11 protein-coding genes are annotated in these 17,517 nt (G+C 48.9%); 9 read left to right on the top strand and 2 right to left on the bottom strand.

From position 1 onward, the window contains the following. The first annotated feature begins 1 nt into the window (after position 1). The 5 genes from ACZ5PW_RS14445 (at position 2) to ACZ5PW_RS14425 (ending at position 5,737) form a co-directional block, all read left to right on the top strand. Positions 2 to 208: a heavy-metal-associated domain-containing protein gene (locus tag ACZ5PW_RS14445; protein WP_464554915.1), complete on the top strand. Its 207-nt coding sequence runs from the start codon at positions 2 to 4 to the stop codon at positions 206 to 208. Between the two features lie 198 nt (positions 209 to 406). Further along, positions 407 to 2,113 carry an FAD-dependent oxidoreductase gene (locus ACZ5PW_RS14440; protein WP_464554913.1) on the top strand — a complete coding sequence of 569 codons (1,707 nt, stop codon included), beginning with the start codon at positions 407 to 409 and terminating at the stop codon, positions 2,111 to 2,113. 612 nt (positions 2,114 to 2,725) lie between these two features. Continuing rightward, positions 2,726 to 3,121 carry a response regulator gene (locus tag ACZ5PW_RS14435; RefSeq protein WP_464554911.1) on the top strand — a complete coding sequence of 132 codons (396 nt, stop codon included), beginning with the start codon at positions 2,726 to 2,728 and terminating at the stop codon, positions 3,119 to 3,121. 163 nt (positions 3,122 to 3,284) lie between these two features. Further along, positions 3,285 to 3,674, top strand: coding sequence for a DUF3568 domain-containing protein (locus tag ACZ5PW_RS14430; protein WP_464554909.1), 390 nt, complete (start codon positions 3,285 to 3,287; stop codon positions 3,672 to 3,674). 86 nt (positions 3,675 to 3,760) lie between these two features. Then, positions 3,761 to 5,737 carry a PAS domain S-box protein gene (locus tag ACZ5PW_RS14425; RefSeq protein ID WP_464554906.1) on the top strand — a complete coding sequence of 659 codons (1,977 nt, stop codon included), beginning with the start codon at positions 3,761 to 3,763 and terminating at the stop codon, positions 5,735 to 5,737. A gap of 91 nt (positions 5,738 to 5,828) precedes the next feature. Here the strand turns inward: ACZ5PW_RS14425 and ACZ5PW_RS14420 are convergent, their stop codons facing one another. Then, on the bottom strand, positions 5,829 to 6,008 hold the full coding sequence (locus ACZ5PW_RS14420) for a hypothetical protein (protein WP_464554902.1): 180 nt from the start codon (positions 6,006 to 6,008) through the stop codon (positions 5,829 to 5,831). 198 nt (positions 6,009 to 6,206) lie between these two features. Next, positions 6,207 to 7,241, bottom strand: coding sequence for an esterase-like activity of phytase family protein (locus ACZ5PW_RS14415; protein WP_464554900.1), 1,035 nt, complete (start codon positions 7,239 to 7,241; stop codon positions 6,207 to 6,209). 175 nt (positions 7,242 to 7,416) lie between these two features. Between ACZ5PW_RS14415 and ACZ5PW_RS14410 the strand changes: the two genes are divergently transcribed. The 4 genes from ACZ5PW_RS14410 to ACZ5PW_RS14395 all read left to right on the top strand — a co-directional run bounded on the left by ACZ5PW_RS14410 (position 7,417) and on the right by ACZ5PW_RS14395 (position 17,431). Next, complete coding sequence (locus tag ACZ5PW_RS14410) at positions 7,417 to 10,077, top strand: hybrid sensor histidine kinase/response regulator (RefSeq protein WP_464554897.1); 2,661 nt, start codon at positions 7,417 to 7,419, stop codon at positions 10,075 to 10,077. After that, entirely contained in the window at positions 10,070 to 11,539 is a 1,470-nt protein-coding gene (locus ACZ5PW_RS14405) for a sigma-54-dependent transcriptional regulator (RefSeq protein ID WP_464554894.1), read from the top strand. Before ACZ5PW_RS14410 ends, ACZ5PW_RS14405 begins: the two co-directional genes overlap by 8 nt. A 430-nt stretch (positions 11,540 to 11,969) precedes the next feature. Further along, entirely contained in the window at positions 11,970 to 15,494 is a 3,525-nt protein-coding gene (gene nifJ / locus ACZ5PW_RS14400) for a pyruvate:ferredoxin (flavodoxin) oxidoreductase (RefSeq protein WP_464554893.1), read from the top strand. 224 nt (positions 15,495 to 15,718) lie between these two features. Further along, complete coding sequence (locus tag ACZ5PW_RS14395; protein WP_464554889.1) at positions 15,719 to 17,431, top strand: L-lactate permease; 1,713 nt, start codon at positions 15,719 to 15,721, stop codon at positions 17,429 to 17,431. Positions 17,432 to 17,517: the final 86 nt, after the last annotated feature.

Raw genomic sequence — 17,517 nt, 5'->3', positions numbered from 1 at the left:
TATGAAAACTGTTGAAGTAAAAGGCATGAGCTGCCAGCATTGTGTTGCTTCTGTCGAGAAGGCTCTCAGTGGCATTGAAGGCGTTACTGATGTTAAAGTCAGCCTTGAAGATGCCAGTGCAACCTATGAAGAGTCCGAGCCTGTTGATGAGGCCAAAATCAAGGAAATTATAAACAAGATTGGTTTTGAGGCCGGTCCGGTCAGCTAGTGCTTGTTTAAATGAAGTTCAAAAGGCGGAAATCCGATTAGAGGATTTCCGCCTTTTTTTTCGATGCGAGCTTGATTGTTTCACGCATCTACTTGCGTTTACTTCTTAAAATGATTACTTGCTAATCCAAAGACAATTCCCCTCCTGAAGTGATGCTTTTTCAGGAGTTATGTTAATCTCAAAACAGAGGTTCGGTTCATGTCAGAACATGTAGTTGTCATCGGTGCTGTCGCACTCGGTCCCAAAGCTGCCTGCAGATTCAAAAGGATCAAGCAGGACGCGAAGGTAACCCTCATCGACAGAGACGAAATCTTTTCTTACGGCGGTTGTGGTATCCCTTATTTTGTTTCCGGAGACGTTTCAGAGGCAAATCAGCTGCGTACCACCGCTTTTCATATGGTAAGGGATGAGCCCTTTTTCAAGGACATCAAGGGCGTGGATGTTCTTTCCGCTACTGAAGCGACAAGGATTGACCGCGACAAAAAGCAGGTCCACATAAAGAACTTGAAAACCGGCGAGGAAAGTGTTCTCGATTATGATCAGCTTGTAATCGGAACCGGAGCCACCCCCCGTAAGCTCAATCTGCCCGGTGAAGAGCTGGAAAACGTTTTCTATGTCGGCAACATGCACGATGCCGAAAAAATCAAGCAGGGTATCACTCAGGGCAAATACGGTAAGGCCGTTGTTGTCGGAGCCGGATTCATCGGCCTTGAAATGGCTGAGGCCTTTGCGGATATGTGGGGCATAGAAACCACGGTTGTTGAAATTTTTGAGCAGATCCTGCCCCGTATGTGCAGTCCTGTCCTTGCCAAAATGGGGCAGAACCACATGGAAGAGCAGGGTGTAAGCTTCAAACTCGGCCAGACTGTTTCCAGTATTGAAGGTGACGGCAAGGTTGAGAAGGTTGTTACCTCTGATGGTGAGATCGAAGCTGATCTCGTCATCATCTCCGCCGGGGTTATCCCTAATGACAAGCTTGCCCGCGAATGTGGACTTGAGTGCAGTGAGCGTGGCGGCATCATCGTTGATGAAACCATGCGCACTTCCGATCCGCTGATCTTTTCCGGTGGTGACTGCGCTATAATCAGGAATGCCGTTGACGGTTCTCCGCTGTTCCTGCCCATGGGCTCCATGGCCAACAGGCAGGGCCGCATAATCGGTGGTAATCTTGCCGGGCGTACTGAAAAATTCCCCGCAGCGGCAGGCTCTTGGTGTGTCAAGATTTTTGAACGTGCCATGTCCGGAACCGGAATGAGCCTCGGTGCCGCAAGACAGGCCGGTTTTGACGCTGTGAGCGTTATGCTCATCATGGCGGACCGTGCCCATTTCTATCCTGAAAAGGATATGATGACCCTTGAAATGGTCGTGGACAGGGCTACCCGCCGTGTACTCGGAATTCAGGGCTTCTCCGCAGGGGCTGACGCTATGGTCGGGCGTATAAACGCAGTGGCGGCCATTATGAAGTATGAGCCTAAAATCGAGGATGTAAGCAATCTCGAAGTGGCTTACTCTCCGCCGTTTGCTTCCGCAATGGACGTGCTTAACGCCATCGCTAACATGGCTGACAACGCTCTTACCGGCATGAACCGTGGACATGGTCCCGATATCTTCGCTCAATACTGGGAAGACCGTGAGAGCGGCGAATATTGTTTCCTGGATGTTCGTGAGAATGCTGATGCCGAGCCTTTTCTCGAAAAATATCCCGAATACTGGCATAACGTGCCTCAGGGAGAGATCCCCAAGCGTTACGAGGAAATTCCCCGTGACAAGAAGCTGGTGCTGGTCTGCAACACAGGTGGCCGGTCCTATGAAGCACAGGTCATGCTAGACGCTCTTGGCTTCAAAGAAGTCCACAATACTCAGGGCGGCATGGCAGTTATCAAGTCTTACGGTGTAGATCTTTAAAGCGTAATTAAGCTAATTTGCATATCCATGAAACCCCATCTTCATTAGGAGATGGGGTTTCAGACTTCTGATAAAGCACCATCTGCGGCGTCTCAGCGCAAAAGACTGAAACTCACGTATGTGATATACGCTTCGTTCCAGTCTTTTTCTCGCTCCTTGCATCCGGCACTTTCTCAGAAGTCTGCGTTCTGATGATAAAACACCATCTGCGGCGTCTCAGCGCAAAAGACTGAAACTCACGTATGTGATATACGCTTCGTTCCAGTCTTTTTCTCGCTCCTTGCATCCGGCACTTTCTCAGAAGTCTGCGTTCTGATGATAAAACACCATCTGGGCGTCCCAGCGCAAAAGACTGAAACTCACGTATGTGAAATACGCTTCGTTCCACTCTTTTTCTCGCTCCTTGCATCCGGCACTTTCTCAGAAGTCTGTGTTCTGATGATAAAGCACCATCTGTCCTAAAGCGGCTCGGTTCTGTTTAAATACCCCTCCATTATGTTAATTTTTATTTTATGTATTGCGATACAGTTATATTTATTTTATTATTGGTGTTAATTATTAAAAATAGTATTGATCCTTAAATCAGTCATAATTTTAAGGGAGTGGAGGAGTATGAGGTTCCTTATTATCGATGATGACGAAGCTGTCCATATGTATCTGACGCAGCTGTTGTCTCCTTACGCACGCTGTGAGGCGGTTTTCAGCGGTTCTGATGCGATTGAGAAGTACAAGCAGGCGCATGAAGAGAATGACCCTTATGATACTGTTTTTATGGATATACTCATGCCTGAGATGGATGGGCATGAAGTAACCCAGAAATTGCGTGATCTTGAGAAAGAGCTGAAGGTGGACGGACCTGATGAGTTCAAGCTGGTTATGATAACTTCTCTGAAAGACACCAAAAACGTTAGCCAGGCCTTTTTTAAAGGCTATGCGAGCTGTTATATTGTCAAGCCTTTCAATAAGGTACAGGTCATGAGTGAACTCCGTGAGAACTGTATCCTTTAGCAAAAAATATTTTCTTGTGTTCAGGGGCGGTCGGTTTCGGCCGCTTTTTTTTATGCGAACTGGTGAACATAAGCTTAATACAGTTGACTCGGCTTCGGGCGTGGGACATATTCGCCACGAGGTGCGGGTCGCAGATATAACCCCTTAATCAAGTGAGGATGTAATGATACCTGTTAAAAGACTGGCTACCCTTGTCCTGATAGTTTTTCTCGGTTTCTTTGTTTCCGGTTGCGGTGCGGTAATTCTCGGCGGTGCTGCCGCCGGTGGAACTTATGTCTATGTTGCCGGGCAGGCTAAACAGAAATTCAATGCCGATCTGGGGACAACCTACAAGGCCGCCCTGAGTGCCTGCAAGCAGCTGGATCTCAGGATTGAAGACGGCAAGAAAAGACTCAGTGATGCATCAATCAAGGCAATTGATGTTGATACTACTGTATACATAGATCTGAGCAGCAGTTCTTCAAGAGTGACTGAAGTGGCCGTGCGTTACGGAATCCTCGGTGATGAGCAGTCTTCTTCCAGAATACTTGCAGCTATCAAAAGAAATCTCTAACGGGTAGTTACGATAAATATCGGGAAAGGTGGCATCCAGCAGAGGGTGTCACTTTGGCCCTATATCGCTTTTTTACTGGAGCAGCGATGAATACCATCTCAGGCCTGGAAAGAAAAAGCCTGGAAAAAGAACTTGAGTTTGCAAAGGCCAGGGTAGCTCTGCTTGAGAATAAACTGAGAGCTATACCGTATCATGACGCAGTGGATTCAGGGCCGATTGGATGTTGGTCTCAGGCTGATCATTATGTCCGTCTGGTGGAGAATATTGATCAGGGCGTATTTGTTCTGGACCGGAATTTCGAAACTGTTTTTGTCAACAAGAGCGCTCTCCGGTTCATGGGCAGGGAGATTGGCACCTTTGATGCCATTGAACTGCTTGATTCCCTATCCCGTACTGACCGGGAAAGAATCAGAAATCTTATCCTTTCCCAGAAAAGCACAGCTGCTGTTGCCGATTATGAGTGTGAATTTCCTTCTGTGTCAGGCGAAAAGGTCGTGCTTCGCTTCAGGTTTACCCCGCTTTTCGGACTGGAGGAAACCTATGAAGGCGTTCAGGTATTCATTTCTGATGTGACTGATGAATCCAATGTCCGGCAGGCTCTTGAACAGTCCGAAACAATGTATCAGGCTCTTTTTGAGGGAGCCGGGGACGCAATCTTCATCCATACAGAAGATGGCAGGCTGATTGACGCCAACAGGATTGCCTGTAAACGTCTGGGATATACAAGAGAAGAACTTCTGGAACTGAGCCCCTCGGATATCCGGGCTGACGGTAAATTTGTTTCTTTTGCCGAGCATGGAAAGCCCGGGGTATTTGAAGAGGTTGAACACATTACCCGCCATGGCGAAAAATTTTCCGTTGAGGTCAATTCCCGGCTTTTCTACTTCAATGGCGAAAAAATTGTCATGACTATTGCCCGGAATATTACCGAGCGTATCCAGGCTGATAAACGTGCTGTGCTGCAACGTAAGCGTCTGAAGGCTCTGTATGAAATGGCTCATTTGAATGAGACGTCCACAAGGGTGTTCTTTGAGTATGCAATCAGCAGGGGTATTGAGCTCAGTGAAAGTGAATTCGGTTTTATCGCCCAGTTGGAAGGTCACGGAAACACCTCCCGATTTATCAACTGGACAGCTGTGGCTGCAGATGCCCACGCCGGGCATTTGCCGGTCCCCGAAAATCTGGGGCAGTGCGGTGCTTGGCGTGAAGTGATAATCCGCAGGACACCGCTTTACCGCAATCTGGTCAGCATAGATGAGAGCCAGTTTCCTTTTCCTGAAGGTAAAGTAAGAAACTTTCTAGCTCTACCTGTTCTGGAGGACGGGTGCGTTGTCGCTGTTGCTGTGCTGGTCAACCGTGAAGGCGGCTATGTTGAAGATAATGTCCGCAATCTCGGTCTTCTGCTGGACGGTATGTGGAATATTCTGTGTAAGAAAAAATCAGAGCTCAAGGTTAGGCAGTCTCTTAAGGAAAAAGAAACTCTCCTTAAAGAAGTGCACCACCGCGTTAAGAATAATATGCAGGTCATCTGCAGTCTTCTGAATCTGCAGACGGATTATATAAAAGATCCGCAGGATCTGATGCTGATCAGGCACAGCATAGACCGTGTGCGCTCCATGGCTTATGTGCATGAGCAATTGTATCGTTCGGACGATCTAAGCTGCATTGATTTCGGCCAGTATATTTCATCTCTGGGCCTTAAGCTCATGAATTCTTATGGGGTGGGTCACAGAATCGTTTTTGAAACCGAACTTGACTCAATTCTTCTGCCCATAGAATTGGCACTTCCGTGCGGCCTGATAGTAAATGAGTTGATCACCAATGCCATAAATCATGCTTTTCCGGAACCGGGACCATCAGACAGAATATCTGTTGAGTTGTCTAAGGAAGGAAGTTCAGCGCGGATGGTTGTTGCTGACAACGGCGTCGGGTTTAGCGGGCTTGAGCGCTCGGGAAGTCTGGGGCATGTGTTGATTGATACACTTGTTCAGCAGATAAACGGGACTCTTGAGAGTTTTTCAGATAACGGCGCCAGTTTTGATTTGCGTTTCAGATTCAAATAAAAATTCCCCCCTTTACGGACTCCTGTTTTAAAGGGGGGATCATTTCAGCCTTAACTTCTCTGCCTCTTTCCCATCCTGATTGCAGCACATATTATCTGTCATCCCTCGCTGAATTCATCTGTCTGAAATCGGCATTCATAATGAAGGTCCGATTGTCCTGGGTATTCCAGTTGTCATGGGAGAGCATGAACAGCTCGTTCTTGTCTTTAAGCTCTCTCATGGGGCAGACCCCCGGCACTACGGGCTTCTCTTTACGCTTTTTAGTTTTCATTTCGGCCTCCTGAATTAAAAGGTTTATCCTTATATTGGTAAGATAACCTTTCTGGAACAACAAAACAATGTCCGGAAAAGAAAAATCGGAAAAAAAACGCAATCATACCGTAATTAATGGAGATTTATTTTTTCATTTAAGTGTTTGGTTTAATTGAACAATATTTCACACGTTTGTAAATATATGAATTTTATGACATCATTTAATCGTTGCCTGATCCAGCTCGAAAAGTGTCAGCAGAGTGTGCTGCATCGGTGAAAAATTGTCATCCGAGATTATGTAGATATAGGTTCTGCCGTCATCGGTTGTAACTGTGTCCAATCCTTCGTAATTATCTCTTGGAATGGGTGGTTGAATTTCAAAGAACTGATTCGCGTTGATACTGGCTCCTGACTTCATCTCCTTGCTGCCGAATTCTCTGAATCTTATGCCAAGCGATCCCGGACCGGTGTAGCGGCGTTCAAGAACCAGTATCCGTCCGCCGGATAGGTTTGCTGCCGAAGTGGGGCGGAAGTCGCCAGAACGGGCGTAGCTGAACTCTTCCCAGCGGTTGTCTTTGAATATGGCCGCATATGAATTAGGGCCCTGTTTATCTTCTCCTTCCGCCATGATAAAGACGCTCTGGTCAGGAAGGAGAAGTAATGATTCCAGTCCACTGTTGTCAGGAAGTTTGGTGACTGCCGCGGGCACGGGAAATTCGGTGGGAGTCCCGGCAAGACTTAGGTCCCCTCCGCTTGAAAATTTATGAATACGGGATATCCTTTCGAAGGAGACCAGATATCCGGATTCCGGTGCCCGGCTCAACCCTTCGGCATCCCCCATATATTTGATAGGGTAGGTCCTGCCTGAGCTGTCCAGCAACTGGCCCAGCAGTGCTTTTGAGCTTGTTCCTGTCAGTTGGCCTTCTTCTGAATATTCAAGACCTGCTCTGATCCAGAATCCCATATCTGAGACAGCAAGAAACATTTTACGGTCCGGGCTGACCAGAAGATCGGAAAACCCGCCGAATGCCGGGTGCGGGGAATTCAGAAGCAGGGTTCCAAGGTATTTTACCTCTGGGCGGGCATTCAATTCCGGAATGTTATCCTGAGCTGTGATCCGCTCTGAAACCAGCGTGACGCTGATAGGATTTACGGCCGGCTGCTTGGCATCAACCTCCATAGTGGAAGGCCCGAAAAAAAGTCCGGCAGGAAAGGCGCACAGGATTAATAGAAATATTATAATTTTTAGCATTTTTTCTCCAATTTGTATGCTAAGAGGTTGTTATCAGCCAACCTTTAATCTTGTATAGGTCTAAGATACGGTACGTTTTTTGTATAGCTTGGAAAGCGTTACGGCAGTAGAGCCGATGAAATTATACTGCCCGGTCAGTCCGGGATTGTTTCCATATTAACGGAGAATTCTGCAGGTGAGATACTGTTTCACTTTAGCAACTTTGCTTGTACTTATTTTTACTTCCGCCATTGCTCGTGCGGAAAGTGAAAAATATAATGTTCTGTTCCTGAACTCCTATCAGAACGGCTACGCCTGGTCTGATGATATACTCAAGGGTGTCCGGGATATTATTGATTCGAGCGGTCTCACCGTTGATATGCATATTGAATACATGGACACAAAGCGTTTTAAAAGCGAAGAGTTCATGGATATCCTGCATTCCTATTATGCTTACAAGTATCGTGATTATAAATTCTCGACAATAATTGTTTCAGACAACAATGCTTTGAATTTTATGCTTAAATATCAGGAATCCCTTTTCCCGGGGGTTCCTGTGGTTTTTTGCGGCATCAACGATTTCAAGCCGTCGCTGATTGAGGGAAGGCCCAATTACTCAGGGGTGCTGGAGCATCCTGATATCCGTTCAAACCTTGATATCTTTTTAACGATTGTCCCTGATCTTAAAAGGGTTGTGGTGGTAGGGGATAAGTCCGTAACTTCTAAAGCCATTCTTGAGCAGATCAGGAAAGTGGAACCGGATTTTTCCGAGACATTGCAGTTTGATTACTGGAACGACCTGCCGCTGGATGAACTTCTTTCCAGAGCAAGGAGAATGGATCGTGACGAAATACTGCTCTTCACCCCTTTTTACAAGGGTGCGCACGGAGAGCTTTATACCGCCGAAGAAGTGCTGAAGATTATTTATGACAATACGGATGTCATGATTTTCAGTATCTGGGAGTTCCTGCTCGGGCACGGTATTGTGGGTGGTAAACTTCTGTCCGGTGTGGAGCAGGGGACTCAGGCGGCTCATATGGCTGTCAATATCCTTAAAACCGGTAATCTGCCCCGTATAAGGGTTGTGACTCCCTCCGATGAAAAATACATGTTCGACTACAACGTGCTCGAACGGTTCAAGATTGATCAGGAGCTTCTTCCGGAAGACAGTACCATAATCAATACCCCGGACTATTTCTACAAGCTTAACAAGCAGGTCTTCTGGAATATCATTGTCTCCATTCTGGTGCTGAGCATGATTCTGGTCATGCTGGTTATTTCAATTCTGCAGCGCCGCAAGGTTGAAAAGAGAATTACCGCCCAGCTTTCCTTTCAGGAGATTCTCATGGATACCCTGCCCCTTTTGATCTGCTGGAAAGACAAGAACCAGAGGTATCTCGGAGCCAACCATTCCTTTACGGATTTTTTTGATATCGGCTCGCCGACCGCTATTATAGGGCGAAGTGATTCCGAGTTGCACACAGACAGAAGATTTACCGCCCAGACTGCCATCTGGGACCGTGAAGTCATAGAGACGGGCCGGCCCATCCTGCGTATCAGCTGGGCCATGATGAAAGATGGATATGATCCGGTGTGGCTGGAGATCAACAAGGTCCCTCTGTACAATGAGCGGGGTCAGGTTGTGGGAACGCTGTCCACAGCTCAGGACGTAACCCGCAAGGTCAACCTTGAGAAGCAGCTCCTGCAATCCCAGAAGATGGAGGCCATCGGTACGCTTGCCGGAGGAATTGCTCACGATTTCAACAATATTCTCACTTCGATAATGAATTCTGTGGAACTTGCGTTGACAGACATAGAGGAAGGAACCATAACCTGGAAGGATCTTGACCGGGCTATCAAGGCGGCCCAGCGCGGCAGCCATATGGTCAAGCAGATATTGACCTTCAGCCGTCCGTCACAGGAAGGTTTCAAACCTACGGATATCGGTGAGGTTGTGCAGGAAACTGTTGACTTTATCAAGGCCTCGCTGCCCCGTAATATTGAGGTTTCGGCTAAGGTTCCGGATGGTGCTCCTCTGGTTATGGCTGATCCGACTCAGATTCATCAGGTGATAATGAATCTTTGCACGAACTCCTTCCAGTCCCTGCGCGGCAGCGGAGGCAGGATCGAGGTTTCACTGACCACTGTTGAGGTAGGGGATGAGCAGGCCCAGTTTATGCGTGTTGCGCCCGGAGTGTACCTGCGTCTGGAAATTTCTGATAACGGCCCCGGCATATCTGTCGAAATACTTGACAAGATATTCGATCCCTTCTTCACCACCAAGGGCAAAGCCGAGGGAACCGGACTGGGCCTTGCCGTTGTTCACGGGCTGATTAAAGGGCATGGCGGAGGAATTTCGGTTAACAGCACTCCGGATGTGAAAACGACTTTTGAAATATACCTGCCGGTACAGGGGCAATTGCGTGATATAGTTCGCAAGAGTCTCGGCGCACTCCCGCTGGGACAGGAGAACATTCTTTTTGTTGAGGATGATGAGGACCAGCTTGAGACTACGCCCCGCATCCTTGAAAGTCTCGGCTACAGTGTTACAGCTCTGGCTTCCCCCATGGAGGCGTTCAGGATGATAGAGAAAGAACCGCAGCGGTTTGATATTATGATTACAGATTATGACATGCCACATACCAACGGAATTGAACTGGCGAAAAAGGTCCAGGCTGTGGCTCCTGAACTCCCGGTTATGGTTGTCTCTGGGCGCCGTAATGTTTTAAGTTATGTTAATGAAGCGGAAAACGGTATGAAAAATGTAAAAAAAGTGCTGATGAAACCGTACAATAAGACCATAATAGCTGACGCAGTACGGGAAGTTCTGGCTTCCTCGGAGAGTTTTGATGGGTAGAATTCTGATTATTGATGATGATGTTCAGGTCTGCGAGACCATAGAAAGCCTTATCGCTCGAACGGGACACGATTCTGTAAGCGCGTACAATCTTAAAGACGGCATGGCCCGGGTGCGAGAAGGGGAGTTTGACCTTGTCTTTCTGGACATCTCCCTTCCGGACGGAAACGGTCTTGACTATCTTCAGCAGGTGAAGGATTCAGCTGGCTGTCCGGAAGTCATAATTCTCACAGGCAAAGGTGACGCGGACGGTGCGGAACTGGCCATTCAGGGCGGTGCGTGGGATTTTCTGGTCAAGCCCTCGTCCATCAAGCAGATTTCACTTTCAATGAGCCGCGCGCTTGAATTCCATACTGAAAAACAGAATAAATCCCAGTGTGTTGCTTTAAATCTTGATAATATTGTCGGCAAAAGTTCCGAAATTAAAAGCTGCTATGATCTGGTGGCTCACGCTTCGGGCTCGGATGCCAATGTGCTGGTCAACGGTGAGACTGGAACCGGGAAGGAGCTTTTTGCCCGCACCATTCATGACAACTCAAGGCGCTCAGTCAATAATTTCGTTGTGGTGGACTGCGCTTCCCTTACTGAAACTCTGGTCGAGAGCACCCTGTTCGGTCACAAAAGGGGCTCTTTCACCGGTGCTCAGGCAGACCGTAAAGGGCTCATACCGCTGGCCGACAAAGGAACGCTGTTTCTTGATGAAGTGGGGGAGATGCCTCTTGCCGTCCAGAAGTCTTTACTGCGCGTACTTCAGGAGCGGACCTACCGTCCGATCGGTGAGAACAGGGAGTTCAAGAGTGACTTCCGTCTGATCGCCGCTACCAACCGTGATCTTGAAGCAATGGTTATGCGCGGTGACTTCCGGCAGGATCTGCTTTACCGTATCCAGACTATTCACATTTATCTTCCCCCCCTGCGTGATAGGGAAGGGGATATCAAAGAGCTTACCGATTTTCATCTCGGCCGGCTCAGTAGCCAGTATGGTGTACCTCCTAAAGTTGCCAGTGCCGACTTTTATGAAGTCTTGAACAATTACAACTGGCCGGGAAACGTCCGCCAGCTTTTTAATATTGTTGAGCAGGCCTTCGTGGCATCTGGCACGGGCAATACCATCTATGCCATGCATCTTTCCGATGACCTTCGTATCAAGATGGCTAAATCAAATCTTGAGAAAAAAAGCAGGGCGGACAGAGCAGAGTCAGATAGAAAAGCCGAACTGGCCGCGTCTGAAAAAACAGACAGCAGTCAGGCAAAGCCCCAGTCTGCTTTTGCGGCAACCGTTTCGGGACTGCTCGGTGACGATCTTCCCCCTCTTAAACTGTTTAAAGGCATGGCTGAGAAGCGTTATCTGGAGGAACTTCAATCCCGCTATCAGGGTGACGTTGCAACAATTCTAAAGATTTCAGGGCTTTCAAGGTCTCATTTCTATGCTCTGTTAAAGAAACACAACATCAAGGATTAATGTTTGCTCATGTTGTATTCAGTATAATATCCCATTGAATTTGTTGATCAAGTAATCAATCTGTTTTTTCAGACAAAGCTCTGTCCGTTTTTGCGGACAGGGCTTTTTTTGGTTGACTTCAGTTGAAGCCTTTGCATGGCGGGGATTCTTTCCGGTGTTACAATACCGTCACGGAAAAATGTAATTTTTAAGACAAAATATATGTCTTAAATTTCAGACAGTCCCGAGTGTTTACCCACCAAAAATATCTACCCCAAAACATAACCCACTGAATATGCGTAGATTTACACGTTTTATGTGGCTTGGCACGTTAATTGATATGGAGGGCTCCATGAGTGTTCAACCTTGCTCAGGGTTCCGATTGTTTCAGCAAGGTTTTTTTTATTACTCGGTGAGGTTATTCATTAAAATCTCTTAAGGAGCTTACTTAATGGCTAAGAACATGAAAACTATGGATGGTAACACAGCTACCGCTCACGTTTCCTACGCGATGAGCGATACTGCCGCCATCTATCCCATCACTCCTTCATCCACAATGGGTGAAGTCGCAGAAGAGTGGGCAGCACAGGGCCGCAAGAACATCTTCGGTCAGGTACTCAACGTTAAACAGCTTCAGTCAGAAGCCGGTGCTGCTGGTGCAGTTCACGGCGCTCTTGCTGCAGGTGCACTTACTTCTACTTACACCGCGTCTCAGGGTCTCCTTCTGATGATCCCCAACATGTACAAAATCTCCGGCGAACTTCTTCCCGGCGTTTTTCATGTTTCCGCCCGCGCAATCGCTGCTCAGGCACTTTCCATCTTCGGTGATCACCAGGACGTAATGGCCTGTCGTCAGACCGGTTTCGCAATGCTGGCTTCCAGCTCCGTTCAGGAATGTATGGACATCGCTCTGATTTCTCATCTCGCATCCATCGAGTCCAGCGTACCTTTCCTGCATTTCTTTGACGGTTTCCGTTCCTCCCACGAAATTCAGAAGATTGAAGTCATCGATTACGAAGACATGAAATCTCTGGTTGACTGGGACGCTGTTGCAGCTTTCCGCGCAAGAGGCATGAACCCCGAAAATCCTGTCATCCGCGGTACTGCTCAGAACCCCGATATTTACTACCAGGCTCGTGAAGCAGCTAACCCGTTCTACAATGACCTTCCCTCAGTAGTTCTCAACTGCATGAAGAAAGTCGGTGACCTTACCGGACGCTACTACAAGCCTTTCGACTATGTAGGTCATGAAGAAGCTGAAAGAGTAATCGTAGCCATGGGCTCCGGTTGTGAAGCAATTGAAGAAGTAGTCAACAAGCTCGTTGCTGACGGCGAGAAAGTGGGTCTCATTAAAGTTCGTCTTTACCGCCCCTTCCTTACCGAACACTTCCTCAACGTACTTCCTGCTACTACTACTAATATCACTGTTCTGGACCGCACCAAAGAGCCCGGCTCTCTCGGCGATCCTCTGTACCAGGATATCTGTACCGCATTTGTTGAAAGCAACATGAACCCCGTTGTTACCGCCGGCCGTTACGGTCTCGGTTCCAAAGAGTTCCGCCCCAACATGGTTAAAGCCGTGTTCGACAACATGAAAGCAGCCGGTCCTAAGAACCACTTCAACGTTGGTATCGAAGATGACGTAACCAACACTTCTCTCGAAGTTGGTCCTGAACTGGACACCACCCCCGAAGGCACTGTTCAGTGTAAGTTCTGGGGTCTCGGTGCTGACGGTACTGTTGGTGCTAACAAGCAGGCTATTAAAATCATCGGTGACAAAACCGACCTGTACGCACAGGGATACTTCGCTTACGACTCCAAGAAGTCCGGCGGTATCACCATGTCTCACCTGCGTTTCGGCTCCAAGCCCATCCAGTCCACCTACCTGGTGACCAGCGCAGACTTCATCGCATGCCACAACTCCAGCTACGTACACCAGTACGACCTGCTTGAAGGCATCAAAGAAGGCGGAACCTTCCTGATCAACTCTCCCTGGTCTGCTGAAGACATGGAGAAGGAACTTCCCGCTTCCCTGCGTCGCACCATCGCTGAAAAGAACCTCAAGTTTTACACCATCGACGCGGTTAAAATCGCTGCAGGCGTAGGCCTCGGCGGTCGCATCAACATGGTTATGCAGACTGCATTCTTCAAGCTTGCTGACGTTATCCCCTTCGAAGACGCTGTTGCTTACCTGAAAGAATCCATCAAGAAAGCATACGGCAAAAAGGGCGACAAGATCGTCAACATGAACGTTGCAGCTGTTGACCAGGCGATCGAAAACCTCGTTGAGATCAAAGTTCCCGAATCTTGGAAGAACCTCACTGACGAAGAAGTGGCCGTATCTGATGATCCGGCATTCATCACTGATGTTGTCCGTCCCATCCTTGCTCAGAAAGGTGACAACCTGCCTGTTTCCGCTTTTGAGCCTGACGGCCTCTTCCCTCTTTCCACTTCTCAGTACGAGAAGCGCGGCGTTGCTATCAACGTTCCCGAATGGCTGCCTGAGAACTGCATTCAGTGTAACCAGTGTGCATTTGTCTGCCCCCACGCTGCCATCCGCCCCGTGCTGCTGACTGAAGAAGAAGCTGCAAACGCTCCTGAAACCTTCGTTACTCTCGATGCCAAAGGCAAAGAAGTTAAAGGTCTCAAGTACCGTATGCAGGTTTACACTCAGGACTGCCTTGGCTGCGGTAACTGTGCAGACATCTGCCCCGCCAAGACTCCTGCTCTCGAAATGAAGCCCATCGCTTCCCAGCTGGAAACTCAGGTTCCGAACCTGGATTTCGCTCTGACCATCCCCGAAAAGGATGAAATCATGAGCAGAACTTCCGTTAAGGGTTCCCAGCTGCAGCGTCCTCTGATGGAATTCTCCGGTGCATGTTCCGGCTGTGGTGAGACCCCCTACGTTAAAGTTCTCACCCAGCTCTTCGGCGAGCGCATGATCATCGCCAACGCAACCGGTTGTTCCTCCATCTGGGGAGCTTCCGCTCCGACCACTCCTTACTGCACCAACAAGAACGGTCACGGTCCCACCTGGGGCAACTCCCTGTTCGAAGATGCAGCTGAGTTCGGTTACGGCCTCGAAATGGGTGTATCCCACCGCCGTGAAAAACTGGCTGACCTCGTGAATGAAGCTATCGAAGCAGGCGTTCCCGCTGAACTCGAAGCTGACATGAAAGCCTGGTTGGAAAACAAAGACAACGCAGCTCTTTCTGAAGAGTACGGTAAAAAAGTCCTCGACGGCATTTACTCCGTACCCCAGACCGAACTGCTTCACGAAATCGCAGACATGGAAGACCTGTTCACCAAGAAATCCCTCTGGGTATTCGGTGGTGACGGCTGGGCATACGACATCGGCTTCGGCGGTGTTGACCACGTTCTGGCTTCCGGTCGCGACATCAATATCCTTGTAATGGACACCGAGGTGTACTCCAACACCGGTGGTCAGTCCTCCAAGGCAACCCCTCTGGGCTCCATCGCCAAGTTCGCAGCTGGTGGTAAGAACACCATCAAGAAAGATCTCGGCCGCATGATGATGAGCTACGGTTACGTTTACGTCGCATCCGTATCCATGGGCGCCAACAAGCAGCAGTTCATGAAGGCAATCCAGGAAGCAGAAGCTTACCCCGGTCCTTCTCTCGTGATCTGCTACGCTCCCTGCATCAACCAGGGCATCAGAAAGGGTATGGGTAAAACCCAGCTCGAAATGAAGCTGGCAGTAGATTCCGGTTACTGGCCTCTCTACCGCTACAACCCGCTTCTGACCGAAGAAGGTAAAAACCCCTTCGTTCTCGAGTCCAAGGCTCCTGACGGAACCATGCAGGAATTCCTCGCTGGCGAAAACCGTTTCGGCCTGCTCGAGCGCATCAACCCCGAAGCTTCCAAAGAGTACCGTGAGAAGATCGAAAAAGATTACAACGACCGGTACGAAATCTTGAAATACATGGCTGACGCTGACTACAGCGAAGGCAAATAGCACCACCCGCCGTTCATGGACGGGCCTTTCACAGGGGGCCCGTCCATGAACACCCCTTATTGCGGATTAGAAGGTGATCCGCAAATGCGGAAAAGGGGAGGGGAGTCTTTGTCAACTGACTTTAAAAAAAGTTGAGCCGTAGCCGTGCTTATGTGGTATGGTGAAATAGTTTTCATCAGAGTGCGGCGAAACATCTAGTGATTCTTTTCTTTTAAGGAGGAAACATGTCTGTAGGAATTCTGGCCCTCGTTGCGATCATCCCGATCGTACTGGCACTGGTACTGATGGTCGGCATGCGCTGGCCTGCTACTAAAGCTATGCCCGTTGCATGGCTTTCCGCTGTTGCAGGCGCAATCGCCGTCTGGAAACTTCCCGCTGCTTATGTAGCTGCTCTTACCGTTCACGGTTTTATTACTGCTATCGGTGTTCTCATCATCGTATTCGGTGCGATTATCATTCTTTATACCCTGCAATACTCCGGTGGTATGGAAACCATTCAGTACGGTTTCCAGGGCATCAGCCGTGACCGTCGTGTTCAGGTTCTCATCATCGGTTACCTTTTCGCAGCATTCATTGAAGGTGCAGCAGGTTTCGGTACTCCGGCAGCTCTGGCAGCACCTCTGCTCCTCAGCCTCGGTTTCCCCCCCCTGTGTGCTGTTGTAATGTGTCTTGTATATAACTCCTTCCCTGTAACCTTCGGTGCTGTTGGTACCCCGGTTATCCTCGGTTTTAAATACCTGACCACTTACGTAGACCAGGCAATCGCCGCTGCAGTTCCCGGCCTGAACTTCTCCTCCATGGAAATGTTCAACGCCGTAGTAGGTCAGTGGGCAACCGTAATGCACGTTCCCATGATCTACATCCTGCCCCTTTTCATGCTCGGTTTCATGACCCGTTTCTTCGGTGAAAACAAAAGCTGGTCAGAAGGTTTCGGCGCATGGAAATTCTCTCTTTTCGCTTCCACCGCTTTCACCGTTCCCTACCTCCTCACCGCATGGTTTGTCGGTCCCGAGTTCCCCTCCCTTCTTGGTGGTCTCGTAGGTCTCGGTATTGCCGTATTCGGTGCAAAGAACGGTTTCTGCGTACCTGAAAAAACTTGGGATTTCGGTCCTGCTTCCACTTGGGATGATGACTGGACCGGTTCCGTATCCGCAGAAAACTCCGGTGAATTCAAAGCACACATGAGCCAGCTCAAAGCATGGACTCCTTACATTCTTATCGGTCTGATCCTCGTTATCACCCGTATTCCCGAACTCGGCCTCAAAGGCATGCTCGCCGGCGTGGCAATTCCTTTCAAATCCATCCTCGGATTCGATTCTGTTAACAACTCCATCAAGGTTCTGTACCTCCCCGGTACTATTCCTTTCGCACTCGTTGCAGTACTGACCATTTTCATCCACGGCATGCCTGCTGACAAAGCAGCAACCGCATGGAAAGAAGCTATTGTAAAAATGAAGAACCCCACCATCGCGCTGTTCTTCTCCGTTGCTCTGGTTTCCATCTTCCGCGGTTCCGGTATCGCTGATGCAGCCCTCAACCCCAACGGCTACCTGTCCATGCCGCTGGCTCTGGCTGAAGCAGTATCCGGTCTTGCCGGTCATTCCTGGCCCATGTTCGCATCCTTCGTTGGTGGTCTCGGTTCCTTCATCACCGGTTCCAACACCGTATCCGACCTTCTCTTCGCTGAATTCCAGTGGGGCGTTGCAGCACAGCTTGATCTGCCCCGTCAGATTATCGTAGCAGCTCAGGGTGTCGGTGGTGCGATGGGTAACATGATCTGCATCCACAACATCGTTGCAGCTTGCGCGGTTGTTGGTCTCTCCGGCATGGAAGGCCAGATCCTCAAGCGTACCGTATGGCCCTTCCTCCTTTACGGTCTCGTTGTAGGTATCATCGCTTCTCTCATGTCCTACGTATTCTTCCCCGGATTATTCTAAATTAAATAACTTCCCCCTCAGGACCGGAGACGGCTCCGGTCCTGAGTTTTTAATTTAGCCGGGTTTAGATAAGGTTAGTTAAAATA

Source organism: Maridesulfovibrio salinus (assembly GCF_055394525.1).
The sequence above is the reverse complement of the archived record's forward strand: the minus strand, read 5'-3'. Positions and strand labels throughout refer to the sequence as shown.

Bases quoted from the DNA above. Each gene is read 5' to 3' on its own strand.
- ACZ5PW_RS14440 (WP_464554913.1), top strand. From the start codon at position 407: ATGTCAGAACATGTAGTTGTCATCGGTGCTGTCGCACTCGGTCCCAAA.
- nifJ (WP_464554893.1), top strand. From the start codon at position 11,970: ATGGCTAAGAACATGAAAACTATGGATGGTAACACAGCTACCGCTCAC.
- ACZ5PW_RS14420 (WP_464554902.1), bottom strand. From the start codon at position 6,008: ATGAAAACTAAAAAGCGTAAAGAGAAGCCCGTAGTGCCGGGGGTCTGC.
- ACZ5PW_RS14415 (WP_464554900.1), bottom strand. From the start codon at position 7,241: ATGCTAAAAATTATAATATTTCTATTAATCCTGTGCGCCTTTCCTGCC.
- ACZ5PW_RS14445 (WP_464554915.1), top strand. From the start codon at position 2: ATGAAAACTGTTGAAGTAAAAGGCATGAGCTGCCAGCATTGTGTTGCT.
- ACZ5PW_RS14405 (WP_464554894.1), top strand. From the start codon at position 10,070: ATGGGTAGAATTCTGATTATTGATGATGATGTTCAGGTCTGCGAGACC.
- ACZ5PW_RS14435 (WP_464554911.1), top strand. From the start codon at position 2,726: ATGAGGTTCCTTATTATCGATGATGACGAAGCTGTCCATATGTATCTG.
- ACZ5PW_RS14395 (WP_464554889.1), top strand. From the start codon at position 15,719: ATGTCTGTAGGAATTCTGGCCCTCGTTGCGATCATCCCGATCGTACTG.
- ACZ5PW_RS14430 (WP_464554909.1), top strand. From the start codon at position 3,285: ATGATACCTGTTAAAAGACTGGCTACCCTTGTCCTGATAGTTTTTCTC.
- ACZ5PW_RS14425 (WP_464554906.1), top strand. From the start codon at position 3,761: ATGAATACCATCTCAGGCCTGGAAAGAAAAAGCCTGGAAAAAGAACTT.